Origin of the sequence: Rheinheimera sp., from assembly GCF_037442525.1 — a bacterium.
Classification (GTDB): domain Bacteria; phylum Pseudomonadota; class Gammaproteobacteria; order Enterobacterales; family Alteromonadaceae; genus Pararheinheimera.
Map to the genome: position 1 here is coordinate 253,063 of NZ_JBBIQD010000003.1, position 20,111 is coordinate 273,173.

A 20,111-nucleotide genomic window follows, 5' to 3' on the forward strand; every position below is an offset into this window, starting at 1 on the left:
GCAGCGCTGCCGCTGCCACTCTTTGGTTAAAGGTCATCCTGCTGTGCAGATTCCGCCTGAAACAAGGCGTCCAGTTGCTGCTGGTAGTCTGCTTCTGACATTCCCTGCCCCAAATAAAACACCGCTGGCAACAGACGTTCGTCGTATCGCAGCGAGCGGTCATAAGGTGAAGGCGGCATCAGCAGTTGCAGCCACTGCTGGCCGCTGACCAGTGCCATCAGCACCGTCGCCAGCAACAGTTGATAACGACGCCGCCACTGAGTCGCCAGCCAGAAGTTCGCGGCAAACAACAACCAGAAAATGGCACTGTAGCCCAGTACCTCCAGCCAGCTGGCCCAGGCTGCCCCATCAGTGTTAAAACCTATCCAGAAACACAGCATGCCCCAGACCGCCGAGCCCGCAATAGCAGCGTAGGTCAGGCTGAGTTGTGGCAAAAAGAAACTGTCCTGCTGATGCAGACGGCTCCACAGCGCCAGCAGGGCTGGCCACAGGCAAAACATTAACAGCGATTTGGGAATTTCCAGCAAACGTCCGGGCCAGGCTTGCTGCAGCTGGCTGGGCAGCGTCAGCCAGACAGTGCCAATATGTTCAGCCGCAATCAGCAGTGCAAACAGCAGAATTAACACGCCATGCCCCATGGCCGTCAGGCGTTGGGTCAGCAAGCTTAACGGCAAGGCTGGAGCCACCTGATGCTGATCGTCATACAGGCGTAACGCCTGATCGCCCAACCAGCAGATTTCCCCCGAACGCAGCGGCTCTTTTTGCTCCACAGCTTTACGCCCGGCGACATAACTGCCATTGACCGAACTTAAATCTTCCAGCTGCCACTGGCCGTCTTCATCCAGACTCAGGCTGGCGTGATGCGGGCAGACATGTTTGTCGAACAGAATTACATCGTTGTCAAAAGCGCGGCCCAGACGGATATGCGGCTGATTAAATTTATGCCGTTCCACCACTTTCAGCTGAGCATTCAGCACCTCCACTAGAATTGCCATGTCACCGCCTCCCTGAATTTACGGGTAAAGGCCAGCGCCATCTCTTTCTCAACACCCGCCAGCGTGAAATGGCTAATCACCCCCTGGTGTGACTGGTCAAGCGACGCCGAGATATAGGCGACGTCATAGAGCCCTGGGTAGTCTTTGTACGAGCGCAGGCAGAATACTGCTTTGGCCTGTTGCCCGGCGTTTGCCTGCACCACCTGAGTATCACAACGGAAGCGGCTGACATCCTCTTCACCGGCTTTATTGTCGGCATTCATTTGGCTGATGCTGTTCTGATAGCGGCGGAAAAACTGCAGCGGATGCAAACCTTTGGCTTGCTGCCACTCAAACTGCATTTCAATGCGGCCGGTACTGAACTCATTGGACAGGAAAATCTCTTCCGGCTGATTGCAGAACGCATTGACCCGTTTGATATCGTCTTTGTCTTTTTCCAGATTGGAACTGCCCCAGCAGCGCACAAAAGGCACCACTTCGTCCGGCACCCTGGCCGGGCCAAAAGCTTTGGTTTTCCAGTCGGCCTGCAGAATTTGTTCAAACATACGTCTTTGGCTTTGCAGCAGTTGCTGCTGAATATCCTGTTTTAAATCATCTGCTTTTGGCTTCTGTAGTAACTTCAGCAAGGCATCGGCCGGGACCAGAAAGCCTAAATCGTTCCCTGCAGAAGCCACATTAATACCAATCACCTCACCTTGCTCATTCACCGCAGGCCCACCGCTCATGCCGCTGTTAATGGCACCGGTAAAATGAATACGGGGGTAAAAGCTGTGTTTTTGCAGGCCATTGTAGGTGCCAGGCACCACAATCAGCCCCAAATCGTGCGGGTTACCCAAGGAATACACAGCGGCGCCCTGCACCGGGGCTTGTGACTGGATCTGAAAAGGCTTTACGGCCTGATAATCTGACGCCAGCAGCGCCAGGTCATTCACCACATCCACCGCCACTATCTGCAACTGCCCGGCGGCCTGGTCTTTGTTCAGAAACTCCAGCTGGTATTTGTCCGGAAACAGCACCGCTTCCGACACCACATGGTAATTGGTGACAATCAGCCTGGGCTCAGCCAGCAAAAAGCCGCTACCAATGGCCGATTTGGCGCCGGAGTTTTTGTCCAGCACCTTAATCTGCAATAAAGCGTCGGCATAATCGGCAAAGACTTTTTCCGCCACAGCTGCCGCCTGCACCGAAGCGGCCCCCAACAACAACAACAGCATCCAGCAGCGCAGTATCATGAAAGGTCCCTTGGCTTAGTACAGCAGGCTGTAAAGCTTACGGCGGAATGACGACGCCAGCGGGTCGCCTTTGGGTAAGGTTGCCAGCATGTCCAAACATAACTTTTTCGCCTCACCAAAGTTCAGATCCTGCTTGAGGATCTGATACAGCAATTCCAGCGCTTCGCCGCTACGCTGCACCTGATGGTACTGCACGGCCAGCTGCTGTTTCAGGTCGTTGTTGGCCGGATCAGCCGCCAGGGCCTGTTCCAGCGCTTTCACTTCCGGGCTTTCGGAGGCTTGTTGCGCCAGTTCCAGGCGCGCTTTGACATTGTGGTACAAGGCATCCTGATCAGCCATCAGCACAGTGGCCAGCGCCTGCTCCGCAGCGGCCAACTGCCCCAGCTCCACTTGTACCAATGCCAGATGCAAACGGATTTGTACATCCTGGGGTGCCAGTTCTGCCGCCTGCTTCAGCAGCGGGTAAGCCTCAGCAAAATTCTGTTCAGCCAGCAGTGCCTGGGCCTGTTGCAACAGTTGTTGCTCCGGTTTGGGTAAAAATGCCTGCAAGCGGCTGAGTATCGCGTCTTCCGGTTCTTCACCAGCAAAACCATCCACCGGCTGCCCTTGCTGGATCACTAAAGTTGTCGGCACTGAGCGCACCCCAAAATGGGCCGCCAGTTGCTGCTCCTGGTCACAATCGACCACCGCCAGCGTCAGCTCATTCGGGTAGCGCTGCGCTATCCGTTGCAACACGGGGCCAAAATTCAGGCAGGCCGGGCTGCGTTCAGAAAAAAAATAAAACAGTACAGGCTGGCTAAAAGATTTCTCCAGTAAAGCCCGCACATTGTCCATCGATACGAATTGAATATTGTCAGCCACATCAGCTACCTGTAAATCCCGATCTCTGCCGGTATCATGTGGGCTAAACCCGGCTTTTGCAAGCAGCAAGCCGCGCGGCGAAGGCCAGCCAGCCCTTTTAGAGTTTTTGCTTTAACCCAAAAAAGCCATCGACTTTCGCCAGCCCTTGCCGTAAATTAACCAGCAAGCCTGCAATTTATTAAAACCATTATTCAGACAGGCACTTAGTTTTGACAGCCTTTCCTCTGTCAGCGTCCACGTGAAAAAACAGCTTGGCTCAGTACCCTGAGCCTGCCAGCAGTCGGCTGGCTGTTGGTGTTTGCCGCAAGGGCAAACGCCGTTTTTCTGTATGCAATAACGATGAGACCTGACCAAATGACAAGCGAAAACACCCAACCAGAACTGCTGTCTGGGGGAGCCATGCTGATCCGCGCCTTAGCTGATGAAGGCGTTGAGTATGTATATGGTTACCCGGGCGGTGCCGTGTTACACATCTACGATGCGCTGTTTCAGCAACATCAGGTGAAACACGTGCTGGTCCGGCACGAACAGGCCGCCACTCATATGGCCGACGCCTACGCCCGGGCCAGTGGTAAAGCCGGTGTGGTGTTGGTCACCTCAGGCCCTGGCGCCACCAACGCCGTCACCGGCATTGCCACTGCTTATATGGACTCCATTCCGATGGTGGTGATTTGTGGCCAGGTGATGAGCCACCTGATTGGCGATGACGCCTTTCAGGAAACCGATATGCTTGGTATTTCCCGCCCTATTGTGAAACACAATATGTCGGTACGCCGGCCGGAAGAGATCCCCTACCTGGTGAAAAAGGCCTTTTATATTGCCCAAAGCGGCCGGCCTGGCCCTGTCGTTTTAGATGTTCCAAAAGACATGACCATGCCCAGCCAGAAGTTTCCGTATCAATACCCGCAGGACATTAAACTGCGCTCCTACAACCCCAATGCCAAAGGGCACCCAGGCCAGATTAAAAAAGCGCTGGCCACTTTATTAGCGGCGAAACGCCCTGTGCTGTACTCAGGCGGTGGTGTGGTGCTGGGCAAAGCCTCTGACGAGCTGACCGAACTGGCCCGCCGTTTAAAGTTGCCAGTGACCAATACGCTGATGGGCCTGGGTGCTTACCCGGCGTCGGATGACCAGTTTATTGGCATGTTAGGTATGCACGGTACTTATGAAGCCAACCAGGCGATGCACCATGCCGATGTGATTTTTGCTGTCGGTGCCCGTTTTGATGACCGCGTCACCAACGCCACGAAAAAATTCTGCCCGGACGCCACCATTATTCATATCGACATTGACCCGGCCAGTATCTCGAAAACCGTCAATGCCCATATCCCTATTGTTGGTCTGGTGAAACCAGTGCTGCAGGAACTGTTGTCTCAGCTGGACAAACAAAACGGCGAGCTGGACCAGGCCGCGTTGTCCGACTGGTGGCAACAGATTAACCAGTGGCGTGAACGCCATGGTGGCCGTTATGACCAAAGCAGCCCACAACTAAAACCGCAGGCCGTGATTGAAGCGGTGCACCGTCATACGCAGGGGGATGCCTATGTCACCTCGGACGTCGGTCAGCACCAGATGTTTGCGGCCCAGTACTACAAGTTTGATAAACCGAACCGCTGGATCAACTCAGGCGGCCTCGGCACCATGGGTTTTGGTTTGCCGGCTGCTATGGGTGTCAAACTGCATTACCCGGACGCTGAAGTGGTTTGCGTCACTGGCGAAGGTTCTATTCAGATGAATATTCAGGAGCTGTCGACCTGCAAACAATACGGTCTGGCAGTGAAAGTGATTAACCTGAATAACGGCTACCTGGGCATGGTGAAACAATGGCAGGATATGAACTATGACAGCCGTTACTCCAGCTCTTATATGGATTCTCTGCCTGATTTTGTAAAGCTTGCCGAAGCCTATGGCCATGTCGGTATTCGCGTGACCAAACCGGAAGAACTGGAGCCCGCGCTGGAACGTGCTTTTGCATTAAAAGACAAACTGGTGTTTCTGGATATTCATGTGGATCCAACCGAACACGTTTACCCAATGCAGGTGCCAGGCGGTGCCATGAACCAGATGTTCTTAAGCAAAACGGAGCGGGTGTAAGATGCGGCATATTATTTCTGTTCTGCTGGAAAACGAATCTGGCGCTCTGGCCCGCGTGGTGGGTTTATTTGCCCAGCGTGGCTACAACATTGACTCCTTGACCGTGGCGGCCACCGAAGACCCGACCATGTCGCGGCTGACCCTGGTCACCCGTGGTGATGACAAAGTGATTGAACAGATCACCAAACAGCTGCATAAGCTGATTGAAGTGGTCAAACTGATGGACTTAAGCGAAGCGGCCCACATTGAACGTGAATTGCTGATGGTGAAAGTGCGCGCCACCAACAATGACCAACGTGAAGAGGTCAAACGGTCGGCCGATATTTTCCGTGGCCAGATCATCGACGTCAGCCCCACCACCTACACCATTCAGATTGTCGGCACCTCTGAAAAGCTGGAAGCTTTTATTGAGGCCCTGCAAGGCGTGCAAATTCTGGAAACAGTGCGAACTGGTGTATCGGGCATAGCCCGGGGTGAACGCACCTTAAGTCTTTAACTGTGAACCTGATCAGGTCCGGCATGCCGGACCTGATGCTTTAGATAAAGTGACTGTCTTGCAGTATTTGCCGGGTCACATCCGCAGTGATAGGTTTGCGGTAGTAACGCACCCCCTGCTCATCCGCCTGTTCTTCCACCGAACGCATCAGATTGGCGGTTAATAACGCCAGTTCACACACAGGCTGCATTTCTTTGATTTTACTGGCGACCAGCAAACCACTTAAATCCGGCACATTGTAATCCAGCACCGCCAGCTGAAACTCGCCCTGAGCCGCCTGAGCCACGGCATCATCGCCGGACTCGGCCTGAACAATTTCAGCTTTGGGTAATAAATCCCTCAGGTAGTTGGTTAAAAAGATCCGGCATATTTTACTGTCATCCAAAATCAGCACCCTTACTGTCATCCCGCTGGCCTCCGTTTCCCTTTTTATCCCTGGCCCGGCGGCCAGTATCAGGCAGTATAGTCAAACTTCCCTGAAATCGAGAAATCCTGCGACTGAATCACGTCGAACAACGTCAGCCTCGCTTAACACCAGTAGGCTCACCAGTTTTCGGCCAGGGCATTACCAAAGATCATGTCTGACTCTACCTGCCGCAGCGAGGCCATGATTCAATGGTGAAGGACACCTGACGACCCTGTCTGGAACAAGTCCGGCGTTGCCGGAACCCAGTTCAGCAACCGGCGCACCACATGCTGAAACCTACACCGACTGCAGAGCCTAGAATGACCTTACTTGACCATTTCAATAAGTCCCGTTTGAAAGTCAAACTCCTGCTGCTGGCAGGACTTCCGCTGCTTATCGTGCTGCTGGCGCTGTTACTGCTCCTCAGCCATCTGTATCAGGCCAATGCCCGTATCAGCACTTTGTATAGTGACAGAGTGGTGCCCTTACAACAGCTGAAAACGGTGTCGGATGCCTATGCGATTGATCTGGTGGACAGCACCAATAAACGATTGTCGGCGCTGATCAGCTCAGAGCAGGCATTGCAATTGCTGATGGAAACACAATACAACGCCAGCCAGGCCTGGCAGCAGTATCTGCAGACCGAACTGGTCGGCGCTGAGCGGGCACTTATCGACACCATAGAGCCCAAACTGGCCAGAGTAAATGCGCTGCATCAGCAGATTACCATGGCGATAGCACGAGATGATCTGATCACATTGCAGCACATAGCCAGAGACAGGCTGTATCCCGGCATCGACAGCCTGAACCTGGACCTGAAGCAGTTGTCCGCCATTCAGCTGACGGAAGCACAGCGTATTTACACCGAGAACCAGCAGAACCTGCGTCTGGCTTATGGCATCACGGTGCTGGTCTTGCTGGCCATGTTATTCTGTGTGGCTGGTCTGATCAGAACCTTGTCAAAACTGACGCTGCAGTCTGTTCAAAACGCCACCCAGTCTGCTACGGCCTTGTTTAGTAAGCCGTTTCTGACTCTGGACCCCATGACAGATGAACATCCTGAGGTTCGCAGCCATTTGCTGGACACCATAGAACAGATCCGTAAACAGCTGGGATTTGGCATTGAAGAGACCATGCGGCTGCTTTCAGCCATTCCTGCCCCGGTGCTGGCGATTTGGGACGAAAAAGGTCGGGTCAGCAGTGTCAATTATGCGTTCGAACGGCTGTTTGGTTTATCCCGGGAGAGCATTGTGGGTCAACATATTGAATCCACCCCCATCTGGCCGGAGAATGCATCCTCGACTGCCATCAAAACCCATCTTGCGGCCGCCCGGCAGGGATCCAGCGCCACTTTCCATACCCAACTGGAATTGCGTCAGGGCCACAGCGGCAGCCGCTTGTTTCTGGCCACAGTCTCAAGCTGGCGACAACGCAAGAACCCGGTGACCTTGCTGGCCTTTGAAGATGTGACCGCCTGGCACCAAAGAGAACAATCCCTGAGCAACAAAGCGGCCAGAGACCCATTAACAGGGTTGCTGAATCGTGACGGCTTTCATCAGCTGGCTGATGATCTCTGGTTTCGCTGGAAAGCTTATGATGCGCCTTTTGCTCTGGTGATGGTCGATATCAATAACTTCAAGCCAATTAATGACAACTACGGCCATCAGGCCGGCGATGCCGTGCTGAAGGAATTTGCTGAGCGCCTGCAGCACAGCTGCCGTAATTCGGATATCAGTGTTCGTTGGGGTGGGGATGAATTTATTGTACTGCTGGTTGGCTGCCCCAACGCCGAAGTGGCGATTCGCCAGGTTCAGCGCATCAATGCCGCATTGGCAACAGGTTTAACTCTGGATGGTCAACAGCTTGAATTAAGCGCCAGCTTTGGTTGTGTGCATGTCGCAGAGCCTCAGGCGAAGGATTTACGCTCTGTGGACGACCTGGTGCATCTCGCCGATACCCGGATGTACGCACAAAAACGTCAACCCGCCTTTTCAGGCTGATATGTTTCTTCTGTTTTTTCATACGGATCAACGCCATACTGGGATTTATCTGAGATCGCTGACAGCTGACTGGAACACGGTTTGAAACACTGGTTTTTTGTTGTGTTTTTTTTCCTCTGGAGTTTGGGCCAGGCCTCGTTGCAGGCTGCCGAACCTTTGGCGTTACACAGGCCGCTGGCCAGGGTACTCAGCAGTGAAAATGGCCTGAAACAGAATATGGCGCGGGCTTTGGCAGAAGACCAGTGGGGTCGGCTCTGGATAGGCACGCTGGAGGGCTTACATCTGGTGGAAGGCGACACCGTGAAGTTAGTGCAGTTGCCGGGGGGCCAGACAGCCGGAAAAATTATTCAGGACCTGCTGATCGATCAGCAATTTGGTATCTGGATTGCGACCAATACCGGCTTGTATAAAGCCGACAGCCGGACCCTGACCGTCGAAGCCATTACCGCAGCTTCAGCCTTGCAGCAGATCCATAAACTGGCCTGGTTAAATGCCACCCTACTGGGCATTCTGACCAAAGATCAGCAACTATATCTGCTGGATACCCAAAGCCAGCAATTGCGTCAGGCAACACTGAATTTTCCAGTGCATGAACTGCAGCCCATGGCCGATGGTCTGTTGCTGCGCAACCAAAATCAGTATTTTCTGTACCCATCCACTCAGCACCCCCAACAACTGCCCTTAGCTGCGACCATACCAACCCATATCAGAAGCAGTCTGTGGTTTGCAGAAAGGTTATGGCTGGTTACTTCAGATTGGCAATTGTGGAACTGCACAGCACAAAGCTGTGAGCAGGTGCAGTTACCGGCCTTAACAGAATCGTTCAGTGAGGTCACAGCCCTGACCAGCTGGCAACAGCAACTGGTGATCGTGCGTCAGGACAGCATTGTGTTGTACCAACCCGAAAACGGCCAGTCCAGGCTGGTATTGCCACAGCTGAAAAGCAGCACTTACAGCTCCCGCACCAAACAAATTCAGCTGCAAATGCTGCGCACCGGAGAGCTGGCCATTGGCCGCGACAGAGGGGTGTTACTGGTGCCTTTGAGTTACCAGAACCTGAGTAGTTTTGCGGTGCAGGCCCCTGCATTCAGCACCACACTGAACACTCTGACCAGTGTCGGCACGAATCAACTGCTGGTCGCCACCGATCAGGCGCTGGAACTTTACCGAACCGACCTGCCACAACCTGCGCTGGTCCAGCAATTGCCTTACCCCAAACCTATGGTTCCGCTGTTGTTTAAACGCCTGGGGCCGCTGCTGCTGATGACAACGGCAGCAGCAGGCATTCAGCTGGTGGACCTGGATAAAGCTGAAATAGCTCCCTGGCCTTATCAGTTTGCCGAACTGGAGGATAACCAGATCCTGATTGATGTGCTGCCCCTGGATCAACACCACTTCTTACTGCTGTTTAACCGCAAGCTGATGCTGATGCGACAGCAAGGAACCGGCTTCGACAAAGTCTGGATCACCGACTTGCCCACAAAAGACACCTCGGGTTTGCTGTATCAGCAGGGTCAGTTACTAGTTGCGGCTTATTATCAGGGGCTGCTCAGCAGCAGCCACTGGACGGACTGGAGCCAGCCGCCACTGCACTGGCAATCTCAGTTGGCGGGCGACCCGGTGTTAGGCCTGCGTCGTACCGGTAGCGGCGAACTTCAGCTCTGGTCTGCCGAACAGGGGGTGCGTTTGCTGAACCAGAACAGCGATGGCTGGCATGCCACCCCCATTGAGGCGATGCGCCAATTGCCGAACCAGACGGTGGTCTGCAGCGCGGAACTGACGGATGGTTACTGGTTTGCCGCCACCCATCAGGGCATCGCCGTCTTTGATCGCAGCAATCAGCTGATCCGATTACTTAGTGAATACGACGGCCTGGTACAGCACGAGTTTAATCAGTTTCAATGTGGGCCATTGGGAAATCAGGTGTATATGGCGGGCGACTCTGGTGTCACCTTGCTGGGTCCACCTCAACAGCTTTCGACTGTGCAGGCCCGGCTGGACTGGAGCCATGTTCTGGTTGACGGCGTCCAGCATTTAATCCCAGACAGCCCATTGCAGTTGACCGAGCCCAATGTCATTGAATTCAGTTTCAACCTGGGGCCAGCCCCTGTTTTGGCACCGGTGCGTTATCAGTACCGGCTGGAGCCTGCCAACCCCCAATGGTTTGATCTCAACATCAGTACCCTGAGGTTCTCTCAACTGGCCACAGGTCAGTACCAACTGAACGTCCGGGCTATTGGCGCAGACGGCCGTTGGTCTGATCCACTTCAGCTGCATTTTTCCGTCAAGCCGAAATTCTGGCGCAGCCCGGCGGCTTACGGGCTGTATCTGTTGCTGGCCACTTTGCTGTTCTGGTTGCATTTCCGGCAACGCTGGCAAATTCAGCAGGCCCGCCTGGCAACCGCCGAAGCTCAGCATAAATTACAACAGGACTACACCCATCAGCTGGAACTGGCCGTGCGACAGCGCACAGCGAGTCTGGAACAACAACAGCAGGAACTGGTTTTGCTGCAACAGGAAAAAATTGCGTTTTTAAGCAGCACCAGCCATGACTTGAAAAACTTATCTGCCCTGGTCCGGCTGAATCTGACGGATTTACGGCAACATCTGCAGCCCTCCGGTGAACCGGGTTGGCACACGGTCAATAACAGCTGCAAGTTACTCAATACCCTGGTCGACGACATTCTGGAATTATCCAGGCTGAACGCCGGTGTGATCACCCCTCAACTGCAACTGGTGAACTTGAGTCAGTTATTGCAGCAGGTCTACCAAACTTTTGTGCCTATGGCGGCGGAGTTAAAAGTCCGGCTGGAACTGAAGGTCGAACCCGATCTGCTGGTGGTTACCGATAAACACCTGGTGGCCCGTATGCTGATGAATCTGTTGGACAATGCGCTGAAAAACCTGCAGGAAGGTGAACTGGTGCAACTGGAGCTGAAACACCGTTACCCGCACAGCCAGCAGTTGTATCTGTCAATCCGGGATTCAGGCCCTGGGTTACCCCAACCGATGCGACGCCATTGGGGGAACGCTTTTCAGCGCGGTAACCAAAGTTATCAGGGGTCAGGTTTGGGCCTGAGCATAGTACGCAAAATTGCCGAGTTACTGGTGTTGCCGATCAACTTATACAGTTCAGAACGGGGCACCAGTTTTGGTCTGCGTTTTGTCCGGGCAGAGCCTTATACCCTGCCTGCAGCCGCTGTTGGTTCAGCGCTGGTGATAGATCCGGACCCTCAGGTCCGGCAATCCTTGTACTACGAACTGGTGCGGCATGGTTTGCAGGTCAGCGTATTTTCGTCTTTGCGCGACTTTCAGCGTTCAGGTCAGACCGGGTTTCGCCTGCTGATTTCTGATATACACTTGAACGCGACGGATGACCACCTGACGGAATTGACCTTATTAACCTCCAGGTTAGCCCCTGGCGGTAAGCTGTTACTGATGTCGGCCGACGCCACCTTGCGTCAGCGCCTGCCAGAACACAAAGCCGTGTATTTTATGCTGAAACCTGTGAAACGCGCCCGCCTTGCCTGGCTGTTAGCAAAGGACCAATAGATGACATTTCAGATTGTGCTGGCCGAAGACCACCCTATTTACCTGGATGCACTGAGCCGGTCTTTGCAACAGGCTATTGCCGGGTTGCAGGTGTACCAGGCCGCAGATTACCTGCTGCTGTTTGAGCTGCTGGAAAAGTACTGTGACCAACTGGATTTATTGCTGATGGATTTGTCGATGCCCGGCAGCTCAGGTTTGAGTGGCCTGCATTTTATCCGCAGCCGTTTTCCCGAGTTGCCTATTGTGATCCTGAGTGGTCATGACGACCTGGCAATGCGTCAGCTCTGTCTGAGCGCCGGTGCTTCGGCATTTTTGTCCAAAGCGGCCGACAGTGCGGATGTGATCCACACCATCAGCCAACTGCTGCAAGGCGATTACCAGTTCCCAACCGCAGTGCAACGCCAGCCCGAAGCGGGTTCAGCCCAATTGCGTATAGCCCGCCTCACCCCTGGCCAATACAAAGTGTTTAAACTGCTGGCTGAAGGCTACAGTAACAAACAGATCGCCAATCAGTTAGGGCTGGCCGAAAAAACCGTCAAAGTGCATGTGTCCGCCATTCTGGAAAAACTGGAAGTCGACAACCGTACTCAGGCCGCCTGTCTGCTGGCTGATGCTGCCGCCTCCTGGCTGAAAGCCCCTCCCCATTCCTGACCCACTCAACAGGCTTCCAGCCCTGACCCCACGCCACTTCAAGTTGCAACCCGGCGAGAAGGCGCTGTCAACACAGCTGCGGCTGCAAATGCGACGGGTGTATACCCAAATCAGTTGAAGCTGCAGCAAGGCGACAAGCCAGTGAGACCCCAGGAGCATAGTCAACTTATGTGACTGGGGCGAGAAGGCGCTGTCAACACAGCTGCGGCTGCAAATGCGACGGGTGTATACCCAAATCAGTTGAAGCTGCAGCAAGGCGACAAGCCAGTGAGACCCCAGGAGCATAGTCAACTTATGTGACTGGGGCGAGAAGGCGCTGTCAACACAGCTGCGGCTGCAAATGCGACGGGTATAGGCCTAAAGACCTAGCGGTTCTAGCCCTTGAGGTCAATAGTGCAGAACCTGACCCGCTTTTACACTCTGAGTCTGGGCCAAGTGCATTTTTTGTTTCCGGGGCTGCGCATGCAACTTGAAACCGACTTATCCGAACAAAGTTTCCGCCTGATCAGCCAATGGCTGTATCAACGCAGTGGTATTCATTTGGGCGACGAAAAAAAAGTGCTGGTCAAAGCCCGGTTAGCCGCCCGACTGCGGGACTTACAACTGGGCAATTTTGAGCAGTATCTGGAGCTGATCAACAGTCACAGTGCAGCCTCAGAACAACAGATAGCGCTCAATTCGCTGACCACCAATGAAACTTATTTTTTCCGCGAAGAAGCACATTTTGAGTTTCTGCAGCGCTGGTTACCTAAAGCGCCCCTGTGCCAGCCGCTGCATTGCTGGAGCGCCGCCGCATCGAGCGGGCAAGAAGCTTACAGTCTGGCCATGATGCTGGCCGATAAGTATGGTTTTAATACGGACTGGAATATTCAGGGCACAGATATCAACAGTGAAATGGTGCAGGCGGCCAGACGTGCGGTTTACCCACTGGCACAGGCAGACCGCATCCCGCTGCCGAAGTTACAAAAATACTGCCGTAAAGGCCGGGGCAAAGATAGCGGCTCTTTTATGGTGACGCCGGAATTGCGGAAAAAAGTGCAGTTTTTCCAGCTGAATCTGATGCAGATGTCCGCTGAGACTGTGCGTTTTGACGTGATATTGCTGCGTAATGTGCTGATATATTTCAAAGCCACCGACCGTAAATACCTGGTCAACCAGCTGCTGCAGCGTCTGAAACCAGGTGGCTTGTTGCTGGTAGGCCATACCGAAAGCATCAACGGTTATGATGAAGGGTTAAAGCTGTTGCAACCAGCCTGTTACCAGTGGCTGCCATGACCCCACCCCCTCAGGAACAGTGTCAGCCTTTAGCCCAGACCCTGGCTCAGGGCATTTCCGTATTTGCCCTCTGCCCCTTTATTGCGCTGACACTGAGCATAGTCTTGATTGTCAGCCTGAGCTCCTGGTATCGCAGTACCGAGGTCAGACGCGGCCTGCTCAGCCAGCTGGAAACCAACCTTCAAGCCACTGCGCTCACGGAAGCCGAACTGCTGTCGCAGCAACTGACCACTGTGGCCGAACAGCTGCACATCCTGGCCCCTGAACATTTGTATTACCTCAATGTACCCACTCCAAACCCACAGCGCACAGCGGCAGAATTGGGGTTTGCCTTGTTGCCCAATGGAGTTTTAGTGGAAAAATCGGGCCAGGGAGTGCATATGTTTTATCAGGGGCAAGGGCCCTACCGCCCTGAGCAGCTGGCGCTGGCGCTGAACACCAGACGGCTGAACCTGCTGTATCAGGCGGTGGTCGACACCAACCCTTTGATTGACCAACTGTATTTTATCAGCGCAGGCAATATGAGCCGGATCTACCCGCCTTTGCCTGCAGACTCCGCCTCCTTGCAGTCACCACAGCCTTTGGTGCAACAGAACTTTTATTACCTGGCAGATCAGCAACATAACCCGACACGCCAACTGACCTGGACTCAGGCATACCCTGACGCCTTTGGTATGGGCCTGATGGTGTCAGCCCTGCAGCCCCTGTATCAGCACGACCAGCTGGCGGGGGTTATGGGTGCTGATATCACTTTACCCAGCCTGGCCGCTGCTTTATTGCAACGGGCCTCTCAGCATGGCTATCAGGTGCTGCTGCTATCCGCTGAAGCAGACATTCTGGCCGTATCGGCGACGCTGAAACCTCAACTGCAACTGACAGAGCGCAACCACACTGAGCTGCAATTAGGCGAATGGCCTGGAAGCACAGAACAGCGGCCAATCGTGACCCTTCAGGGGCAGGATTATGTGCTGAGCAGACACCAGGTGGCAGCAACCGGCTGGCAGCTGGTATTGCTGCAGCCTATGACCCTGATCAACAACACTGTCACTCAGCAGGAGCAGAACGAACTTCAGCTGCATCTGGCAGCCTTTGTCGTGTTATTTTTGCTGGTCAGTCTGTATTTCCGTTTTATGTATGCGAAAGCCAGCCAGTTTGCTGTCAGCCTGATTCACCCTATCCGCCGCCTGACCAGCTGGACCAACACCCTGGGGACTGTCCCCAGCCCGGATCCCCTGACCGACCAAAGCCGCATTCTGGAAATCCGTACTTTGGTCGATAATTTCCGCGCCATGGTGTTTGAGCTGCATGAACGCAACCAGCAACTGCAACAAACCAATCAGGCGCAACAACAACTGGAAGCTGAAAGTCTGCATTACCAGCATCAGGCCAGCACCGACCGCCTGACCGGCGTCGCCAACCGCCAGGCGCTGGAGCTGGCTCTGGCCGGTTACACGACGGCGGCTGTGCCAGGTAACCTCAGCCTGATCCTGCTGGACATCGATCATTTCAAACAAATCAACGATACTTATGGACATCAGACCGGTGATCTGGTGCTAAAACAGGTGGCAACCCGTTTAGCGCCGCTGGTGGAGCCACCCGGCCTGTTTGGTCGCTGGGGGGGAGAGGAATTCCTGGTACTGTGTCCGGGTTACCGCTTGCCGAAAGCGGCCGAACTGGCAGAACAACTCAGGCTGCAGGTACAGCTGTTGCAGTTTGACCAGCCATTTCAAATCAGCATTTCTTTAGGTGTCGCCCAAAAACAGCCTGCAGAGGCTGTGGATCGTACTTTAGGTCGGGCTGATTTTATGTTGTATCAGTCAAAACAACAGGGGCGTAACAGGGTCAGTCAGGCTCCGTTGCCCGCTGTGTCGGAAGAGAATGAAATTTATGCAGAAGAAGATTTTAGTGGTCGATGACAGTAAAGTATCCCGCCTTTTTGTGGTGAATTACTGGCGGGACCTGCGCCCGGACTGGATTTTTGTTGAAGCCGAAGGTGGCGAGCAGGCCATTCAGATGGCTGAAAGTCAGCACTTTGACGTGATAGTGCTGGATTACAACATGCCGGATATAGATGGCTTACATGTTGCTGAAAAGGTTAAAATAAACCAAAAAAAATGTTTTATGGCACTGCTCACCGCCAATATACAGCGTTACATTCAGGACGAAGCAGAACAGGCCCGGCTGTTTTATTACCGCAAACCTGTCACCCCGGACCTGATCCGGCAAATAGCACAGGATGCTGAGGAGTACCACAATGCAATTCAGTGACTTACAAAAAGACGCCCTGTGCGAAATTTTTAATATCAGTGTCGGTCAGGCGGCCGCCGCTATGAGTGAGATAGTGCAGCAACCGATCCGGATGACGGTGCCCAAGGTGGATGTCTGTGATATTTCCCAAGCCATCAGCCAGCTGGACAGAGGTTATGATATTTGTGGGATAGCCCAGCGTTTCCAGAGCAGTTTCAGCGGCCAGGCCATTTTACTTTTTCCTGAACACCGCAGCCTGGAACTGGTCCGGCTGATGGTGGGGCTGGATACACCGGTGCAGCAAATCACCGAGCTGGAACAGGATGCGATGGCTGAAATAGGCAATATAGTGCTGAACGCCTGTCTGGCCTCGTTATCCAACCTATTCAACCAACGTTTTGACTTAACCATTCCGCAGCTGGTGATGGGTGACAGCAGCCAGGTGCTCAGTGAGTATGAAGACGAACAGGTGCTGATCCTGCTGCAAATTCTGTTTTATCTGGAAGACCGGGAACTGGAAGGCAGTATTGTCTTTGTGGTGAACCTGCAGTCCATGCTGGCACTGCAAGAGTGTATAGGTACTTTTATTCAGGGAGCGCAACGCAGCCAAAACAGCTGAAAAAAGCAGCAACCCCTGAACAGCACTCGATGCAGTCAGACCCGTAAACTGCTTGAGATTAGAGGATTTAACGCAGAAAATTCATGCCCGCCTGCCACCAGCTGAACAATTTATCTTCCGGCATAGGCGGAGAAATAAAGTAGCCCTGTCCGACATGGCAACCGGCACCACTCAGGTAATTCCAGTCCGCTTCCGTTTCAATGCCCTCAGCAACGACAACAATGCCCAGTTTCATGCACATTTGCAGGGTACTTTCAAAAATGACCTGCAAATGCGATTTCCCGGCAATGCCTTTAATCAGGGAACGATCAACTTTCAGTTCAGTAAAAGGGATTTGCGCCAGCTGTTTAACAGAAGAATAGCCGGTACCGTAGTCATCAATGGACAAGCCAGCACCGGCCAGCCGCAGCCGGGTCAAAATGGACAAGGCTTTGCCTATATCGCGGATCACCGAGGTTTCCGTCACTTCAAAGGTCAGGCCTTTGGCTGCCACATCGGCCTGTTTCAGCAGCGCCATAATATTTTTAGAGAACTCATCATTATCAAAAGACACCGCAGATAAATTGACAGCAATTTTGATAGCAAAACCCTGAGCAGCCCAACGTTGCTGCTGCTCAGCGGCCATACGCACCACCTCATAACTCAGTTGATCGATCAGTTGGTAGTTTTCGCAGAGTTGGATAAAGTCATTAGGGAACACAATACGTTCATCGTATTTCAGCCGCACCAGGGCTTCCACTTCCGTCAGTTCGCCGCTGGCAAATTCAATTTTCGGCTGGTAATGCAACACAAAACGACGTTCTGCCAGTGCCTGCTGCAGTTCTGCTTTGCCCAGCACAGGCGCACTGACCGCAGGCACCTTGTGTTGTTGGCTCTCAACCCGTCCTTTATACAGATGCAATTTTTCCAGCAAGGAGCTGCGCTGCACCGGCTTTTGCAGTGAGCCCAGTACATAAAGCCCCTCTGTTGTGGCCATAAATTCAACCGCTGAGATCAAAGCGGCTTCGCGGGAGCTGACGATCAGAATGGCGGAGCGCTGCTGGCGCGCCGCCAGCAGATGAATCAGTTCAATGCCGTCGATATCCGGCATTTCTAAATCGCAAATCAAAATATCAAAATCATGTTCACCCTGTTCAATCAATGCCAGGGCTTCGCGGCCGTTTTCTGCGCCGGACAAGTGACTGCAGCCGAACTCCCGGCATAAACTCAACAGGTATTCACGTTGTGTTTTGCTGTCTTCCACCACCAACAATGATAAATCGTTCATGCCTCGTTCCTCTGCGATTTAAAGCTGTAACTACTGATTACCGCAGCCACCTGCTCCAGACTCAGGACCACTGCAGCAGCGTCACGTTTGATGGCTTCTTTAGGCATACCAAACACCACTGAACTGGCTTCATCCTGCGCATAGGTCATGGCGCCCGCCTCTCGCATCTCCAACAGGCCACGGGCACCATCATCTCCCATACCGGTCAAAATAAAACCCACGGCATTCTTACCGGCACTTTTCGCCACAGAGCGGAATAACACGTCCACCGACGGGCAATGCCGGTTTACCGCTGGGCCGGCCTTGACACTGACCTGAAAAAAGGCGCCGCTGCGGACCAGGCTCATATGCTTACCGCCTGGTGCAATCAATGCCAGACCAGGCCGCACTTTGTCGCCATCCTGCGCCTCTTTCACGTCAATACTGCAAATCTGATTCAGCCGGCTGGCAAAGGCTGCAGTAAATTTCTCCGGCATATGCTGCACAATGACAAGGCCTGGGCAGCCAGGCGACAGCTCCGTCAGGATCTGCTCCAGCGCTATGGTGCCGCCAGTGGAAGTGCCAATGGCGACCACTTTTTCGGTAGTTTTGCTCATGGCCGTCGCCTGAGTGTCGGTCTGCGCCAAAGCGGGACTGACCGGCTGCGGACTGTTTTTGGTGCGTCTCAGCACAGCCACATTGGAACGGGCGGCTTCACGAATGGCGCTGAGCAGCTCCTGTTTACTGTCCTGCAAAAAGCCCTTCACGCCGCTTTGCGGTTTGGTAAAGATGGCGACAGCTCCTGCGCTTAAAGCTTCCATCGTGGTCTCTGCGCCCTGCTCTGTCAGGGAAGAACAAATCACCACTGGAGTCGGCCTGCCCTGCATAATTTTTTTCAGAAAGGTAATACCGTCCATCCGCGGCATTTCCACATCCAGAGTGATCACATCAGGCCAGTCTGCTTTCATTCTGGACACCGCAAAAATAGGATCGGCCGCCGTGCCAGTGACTTCAATGTCAGGCTGATTGGCCATCATGTCAGACAAAACCTGACGCACCACGGCCGAGTCATCCACAATCAATACTTTGATTTTTTTGGTTTTGTCCATTTGCCTTTACCCCGCCACTACCTGCTCTATCTCCAGCGCCCCGGTGCGGCTGTCAAATCGGAGCCGTCTGGCGGGTTGCCCTCCCGTATCATCCTTGTACAAATTTAATTGGTGCTCAGCGATAAAGTGCCGGGCCATTTCCAGATTCAGTGCACCAATCTGAAACTGCCGGGCCAGCTGGCCACTGAGCAGGTTACCGGCACCACCGGCCAGACTGACCTGCAGTTCTTGTGGTGGGATTTGGTGCTTTTGCACCTGTTGCCATAAGTAAGGCAACACCTGATCCGCATACTTGCCCTGCACCCGCACTTTGCCAGCTTCTGTGGCCGGAGTATGGGGCGAAATGTAGTGGCACATTGCATAAAAGCGGCTGGCCGGATGCCACAACACCAGCGACACACAAGAACCCAACACAGTAAAATACAACTGACGCCCGCCCGTACCGTACACAAAGTCGCCGGGAGCCAGATTGGTTAACTCCAGTTTCGCGGCTGTCATGCTTTCAACCTGTAACAGGCCGGCTGAATTTGTTGTAAGCGATCATCGTACCCATGAATACTTTCCGAATGCCCCACCAGCAAGTAGCCACCAGGTTTCAGGAACTTCAGCACATTGCGGACAATTTTTTGTTTGTCTTCCAACTCGAAATAAATCAGTACATTGCGCAAAAGAATCAAGTCAAAGCGGTAGTTAAACTGCTTGGGCTCCATCAGGTTCAGCGGTTCAAAGCTGACCTTTTGACACAACTCAGGCCGGAACTTAAACCAGCCTTCATCTTTGCCTTTGCCTTTCAGGGCATAGGCTTTCAGTAAGTCCTGTGGAATTTTACGGCTGGCTTCAATCGGATAAATCGCCTGCCTGGCAGTACACAGCACCGCCGTATTGATATCCGTGCCCACCACAGACCAAGGCTGATAGCCACCAAACTGCTGTGCCAGTACCATAGCCACCGAATAGGCTTCCTGGCCGGTAGAAGCCGCCGCGCTCCAGACCTGAAAAGGGGCTGCAGGGGTTGTGGTTTTATGCCCTGCGGCGACTTTTTCCAAAAAACGGAAATGTTTTTCCTCACGAAAGAAATAAGTTTCATTGGTGGTCAGAATATTGACTGCCAGCTCATGCTCCAGCTGTTCTGCCGGATTGAGCAACACCCGGATGTATTGCTCAAAACTGGCCAGCTCCAGCTCCCGCATGCGTTTTTGCAGTCGGCCGCAGACCAGGCTGCGTTTGGTGTCATTCAGAAAAATACCACTGCGCTGGTACAACCAATCCCGGACTTGTCGAAACGACTGCTCTGAAATGCTACTGCTGACCTGCACAATCCCTCCTGC

17 protein-coding genes are annotated in these 20,111 nt (G+C 53.5%); 9 read left to right on the top strand and 8 right to left on the bottom strand.

The window, feature by feature from the left end; translation table 11 throughout:
- Positions 1–26: 26 nt before the first annotated feature.
- From WKJ03_RS07505 to WKJ03_RS07515, 3 genes are read right to left on the bottom strand one after another with little or no spacing between them, the layout of a single operon-like run.
- Positions 27–995, bottom strand: coding sequence for an FHA domain-containing protein (locus WKJ03_RS07505; protein WP_337841558.1), 969 nt, complete (start codon positions 993–995; stop codon positions 27–29).
- A complete protein-coding gene (locus WKJ03_RS07510; RefSeq protein ID WP_337841559.1) occupies positions 983–2,227 on the bottom strand; it encodes a serine protease in 1,245 nt (414 codons plus the stop codon). The genes WKJ03_RS07505 and WKJ03_RS07510 overlap by 13 nt, the downstream gene beginning before the upstream one ends.
- Before the next feature lie 15 nt (positions 2,228–2,242).
- Positions 2,243–3,088, bottom strand: coding sequence for a tetratricopeptide repeat protein (locus WKJ03_RS07515; RefSeq protein ID WP_337841560.1), 846 nt, complete (start codon positions 3,086–3,088; stop codon positions 2,243–2,245).
- Positions 3,089–3,442: 354 nt separating this feature from the next.
- Here WKJ03_RS07515 and WKJ03_RS07520 point away from each other — a divergent pair, with 354 nt between their 5' ends.
- Together WKJ03_RS07520 and ilvN are read left to right on the top strand one after the other, a co-directional pair.
- A complete protein-coding gene (locus tag WKJ03_RS07520; RefSeq protein WP_337841561.1) occupies positions 3,443–5,182 on the top strand; it encodes an acetolactate synthase 3 large subunit in 1,740 nt (579 codons plus the stop codon).
- Position 5,183: 1 nt separating this feature from the next.
- On the top strand, positions 5,184–5,678 hold the full coding sequence (ilvN, locus tag WKJ03_RS07525; protein WP_337841562.1) for an acetolactate synthase small subunit: 495 nt from the start codon (positions 5,184–5,186) through the stop codon (positions 5,676–5,678).
- Between the two features lie 40 nt (positions 5,679–5,718).
- Here the strand turns inward: ilvN and WKJ03_RS07530 are convergent, their stop codons facing one another.
- A complete protein-coding gene (locus tag WKJ03_RS07530; protein ID WP_337841563.1) occupies positions 5,719–6,084 on the bottom strand; it encodes a response regulator in 366 nt (121 codons plus the stop codon).
- A gap of 320 nt (positions 6,085–6,404) precedes the next feature.
- Here WKJ03_RS07530 and WKJ03_RS07535 point away from each other — a divergent pair, with 320 nt between their 5' ends.
- From WKJ03_RS07535 to WKJ03_RS07565, 7 genes are all read left to right on the top strand, one after another.
- Positions 6,405–8,084, top strand: a complete 1,680-nt coding sequence (locus WKJ03_RS07535) for a diguanylate cyclase (protein ID WP_337841564.1) — start codon at positions 6,405–6,407, stop codon at positions 8,082–8,084.
- A gap of 81 nt (positions 8,085–8,165) precedes the next feature.
- Positions 8,166–11,636, top strand: a complete 3,471-nt coding sequence (locus tag WKJ03_RS07540; protein ID WP_337841565.1) for an ATP-binding protein — start codon at positions 8,166–8,168, stop codon at positions 11,634–11,636.
- On the top strand, positions 11,637–12,287 hold the full coding sequence (locus WKJ03_RS07545; protein ID WP_337841566.1) for a response regulator transcription factor: 651 nt from the start codon (positions 11,637–11,639) through the stop codon (positions 12,285–12,287).
- A 462-nt stretch (positions 12,288–12,749) separates the two neighbouring features.
- Positions 12,750–13,562: a CheR family methyltransferase gene (locus WKJ03_RS07550; protein WP_337841567.1), complete on the top strand. Its 813-nt coding sequence runs from the start codon at positions 12,750–12,752 to the stop codon at positions 13,560–13,562.
- On the top strand, positions 13,559–15,478 hold the full coding sequence (locus WKJ03_RS07555; protein ID WP_337841568.1) for a diguanylate cyclase: 1,920 nt from the start codon (positions 13,559–13,561) through the stop codon (positions 15,476–15,478). Before WKJ03_RS07550 ends, WKJ03_RS07555 begins: the two co-directional genes overlap by 4 nt.
- Positions 15,450–15,830, top strand: a complete 381-nt coding sequence (locus WKJ03_RS07560; protein WP_337841569.1) for a response regulator — start codon at positions 15,450–15,452, stop codon at positions 15,828–15,830. The genes WKJ03_RS07555 and WKJ03_RS07560 overlap by 29 nt, the downstream gene beginning before the upstream one ends.
- Positions 15,817–16,428, top strand: coding sequence for a chemotaxis protein CheC (locus tag WKJ03_RS07565; protein ID WP_337841570.1), 612 nt, complete (start codon positions 15,817–15,819; stop codon positions 16,426–16,428). The genes WKJ03_RS07560 and WKJ03_RS07565 overlap by 14 nt, the downstream gene beginning before the upstream one ends.
- Positions 16,429–16,495: 67 nt before the next feature.
- Here the strand turns inward: WKJ03_RS07565 and WKJ03_RS07570 are convergent, their stop codons facing one another.
- The 4 genes from WKJ03_RS07570 to WKJ03_RS07585 are packed head-to-tail and all read right to left on the bottom strand — an operon-like array spanning position 16,496 to position 20,099.
- The gene (locus tag WKJ03_RS07570; RefSeq protein WP_337841571.1) at positions 16,496–17,695 is read right to left on the bottom strand and encodes an EAL domain-containing response regulator; all 1,200 of its coding nucleotides are present in this window, start codon (positions 17,693–17,695) and stop codon (positions 16,496–16,498) included.
- Entirely contained in the window at positions 17,692–18,783 is a 1,092-nt protein-coding gene (locus WKJ03_RS07575; protein WP_337841572.1) for a chemotaxis response regulator protein-glutamate methylesterase, read from the bottom strand. The genes WKJ03_RS07570 and WKJ03_RS07575 overlap by 4 nt, the downstream gene beginning before the upstream one ends.
- A 6-nt stretch (positions 18,784–18,789) precedes the next feature.
- Positions 18,790–19,281: a chemotaxis protein CheD gene (locus tag WKJ03_RS07580; RefSeq protein WP_337841573.1), complete on the bottom strand. Its 492-nt coding sequence runs from the start codon at positions 19,279–19,281 to the stop codon at positions 18,790–18,792.
- Positions 19,278–20,099 (bottom strand): CheR family methyltransferase, encoded by an 822-nt coding sequence (locus WKJ03_RS07585; RefSeq protein WP_337841574.1) that lies wholly within the window; start codon positions 20,097–20,099, stop codon positions 19,278–19,280. Before WKJ03_RS07585 ends, WKJ03_RS07580 begins: the two co-directional genes overlap by 4 nt.
- Positions 20,100–20,111 lie beyond the last annotated feature (12 nt).

Excerpts from the sequence above, each read along its gene's own strand:
- WKJ03_RS07505 (WP_337841558.1), bottom strand. The coding sequence starts at position 995 with ATGGCAATTCTAGTGGAGGTGCTGAATGCTCAGCTGAAAGTGGTGGAA.
- WKJ03_RS07510 (WP_337841559.1), bottom strand. The coding sequence starts at position 2,227 with ATGATACTGCGCTGCTGGATGCTGTTGTTGTTGTTGGGGGCCGCTTCG.
- WKJ03_RS07520 (WP_337841561.1), top strand. The coding sequence starts at position 3,443 with ATGACAAGCGAAAACACCCAACCAGAACTGCTGTCTGGGGGAGCCATG.
- ilvN (WP_337841562.1), top strand. The coding sequence starts at position 5,184 with ATGCGGCATATTATTTCTGTTCTGCTGGAAAACGAATCTGGCGCTCTG.
- WKJ03_RS07530 (WP_337841563.1), bottom strand. The coding sequence starts at position 6,084 with ATGACAGTAAGGGTGCTGATTTTGGATGACAGTAAAATATGCCGGATC.
- WKJ03_RS07535 (WP_337841564.1), top strand. The coding sequence starts at position 6,405 with ATGACCTTACTTGACCATTTCAATAAGTCCCGTTTGAAAGTCAAACTC.
- WKJ03_RS07545 (WP_337841566.1), top strand. The coding sequence starts at position 11,637 with ATGACATTTCAGATTGTGCTGGCCGAAGACCACCCTATTTACCTGGAT.
- WKJ03_RS07550 (WP_337841567.1), top strand. The coding sequence starts at position 12,750 with ATGCAACTTGAAACCGACTTATCCGAACAAAGTTTCCGCCTGATCAGC.
- WKJ03_RS07555 (WP_337841568.1), top strand. The coding sequence starts at position 13,559 with ATGACCCCACCCCCTCAGGAACAGTGTCAGCCTTTAGCCCAGACCCTG.
- WKJ03_RS07560 (WP_337841569.1), top strand. The coding sequence starts at position 15,450 with ATGCAGAAGAAGATTTTAGTGGTCGATGACAGTAAAGTATCCCGCCTT.
- WKJ03_RS07565 (WP_337841570.1), top strand. The coding sequence starts at position 15,817 with ATGCAATTCAGTGACTTACAAAAAGACGCCCTGTGCGAAATTTTTAAT.
- WKJ03_RS07570 (WP_337841571.1), bottom strand. The coding sequence starts at position 17,695 with ATGAACGATTTATCATTGTTGGTGGTGGAAGACAGCAAAACACAACGT.
- WKJ03_RS07575 (WP_337841572.1), bottom strand. The coding sequence starts at position 18,783 with ATGGACAAAACCAAAAAAATCAAAGTATTGATTGTGGATGACTCGGCC.
- WKJ03_RS07580 (WP_337841573.1), bottom strand. The coding sequence starts at position 19,281 with ATGACAGCCGCGAAACTGGAGTTAACCAATCTGGCTCCCGGCGACTTT.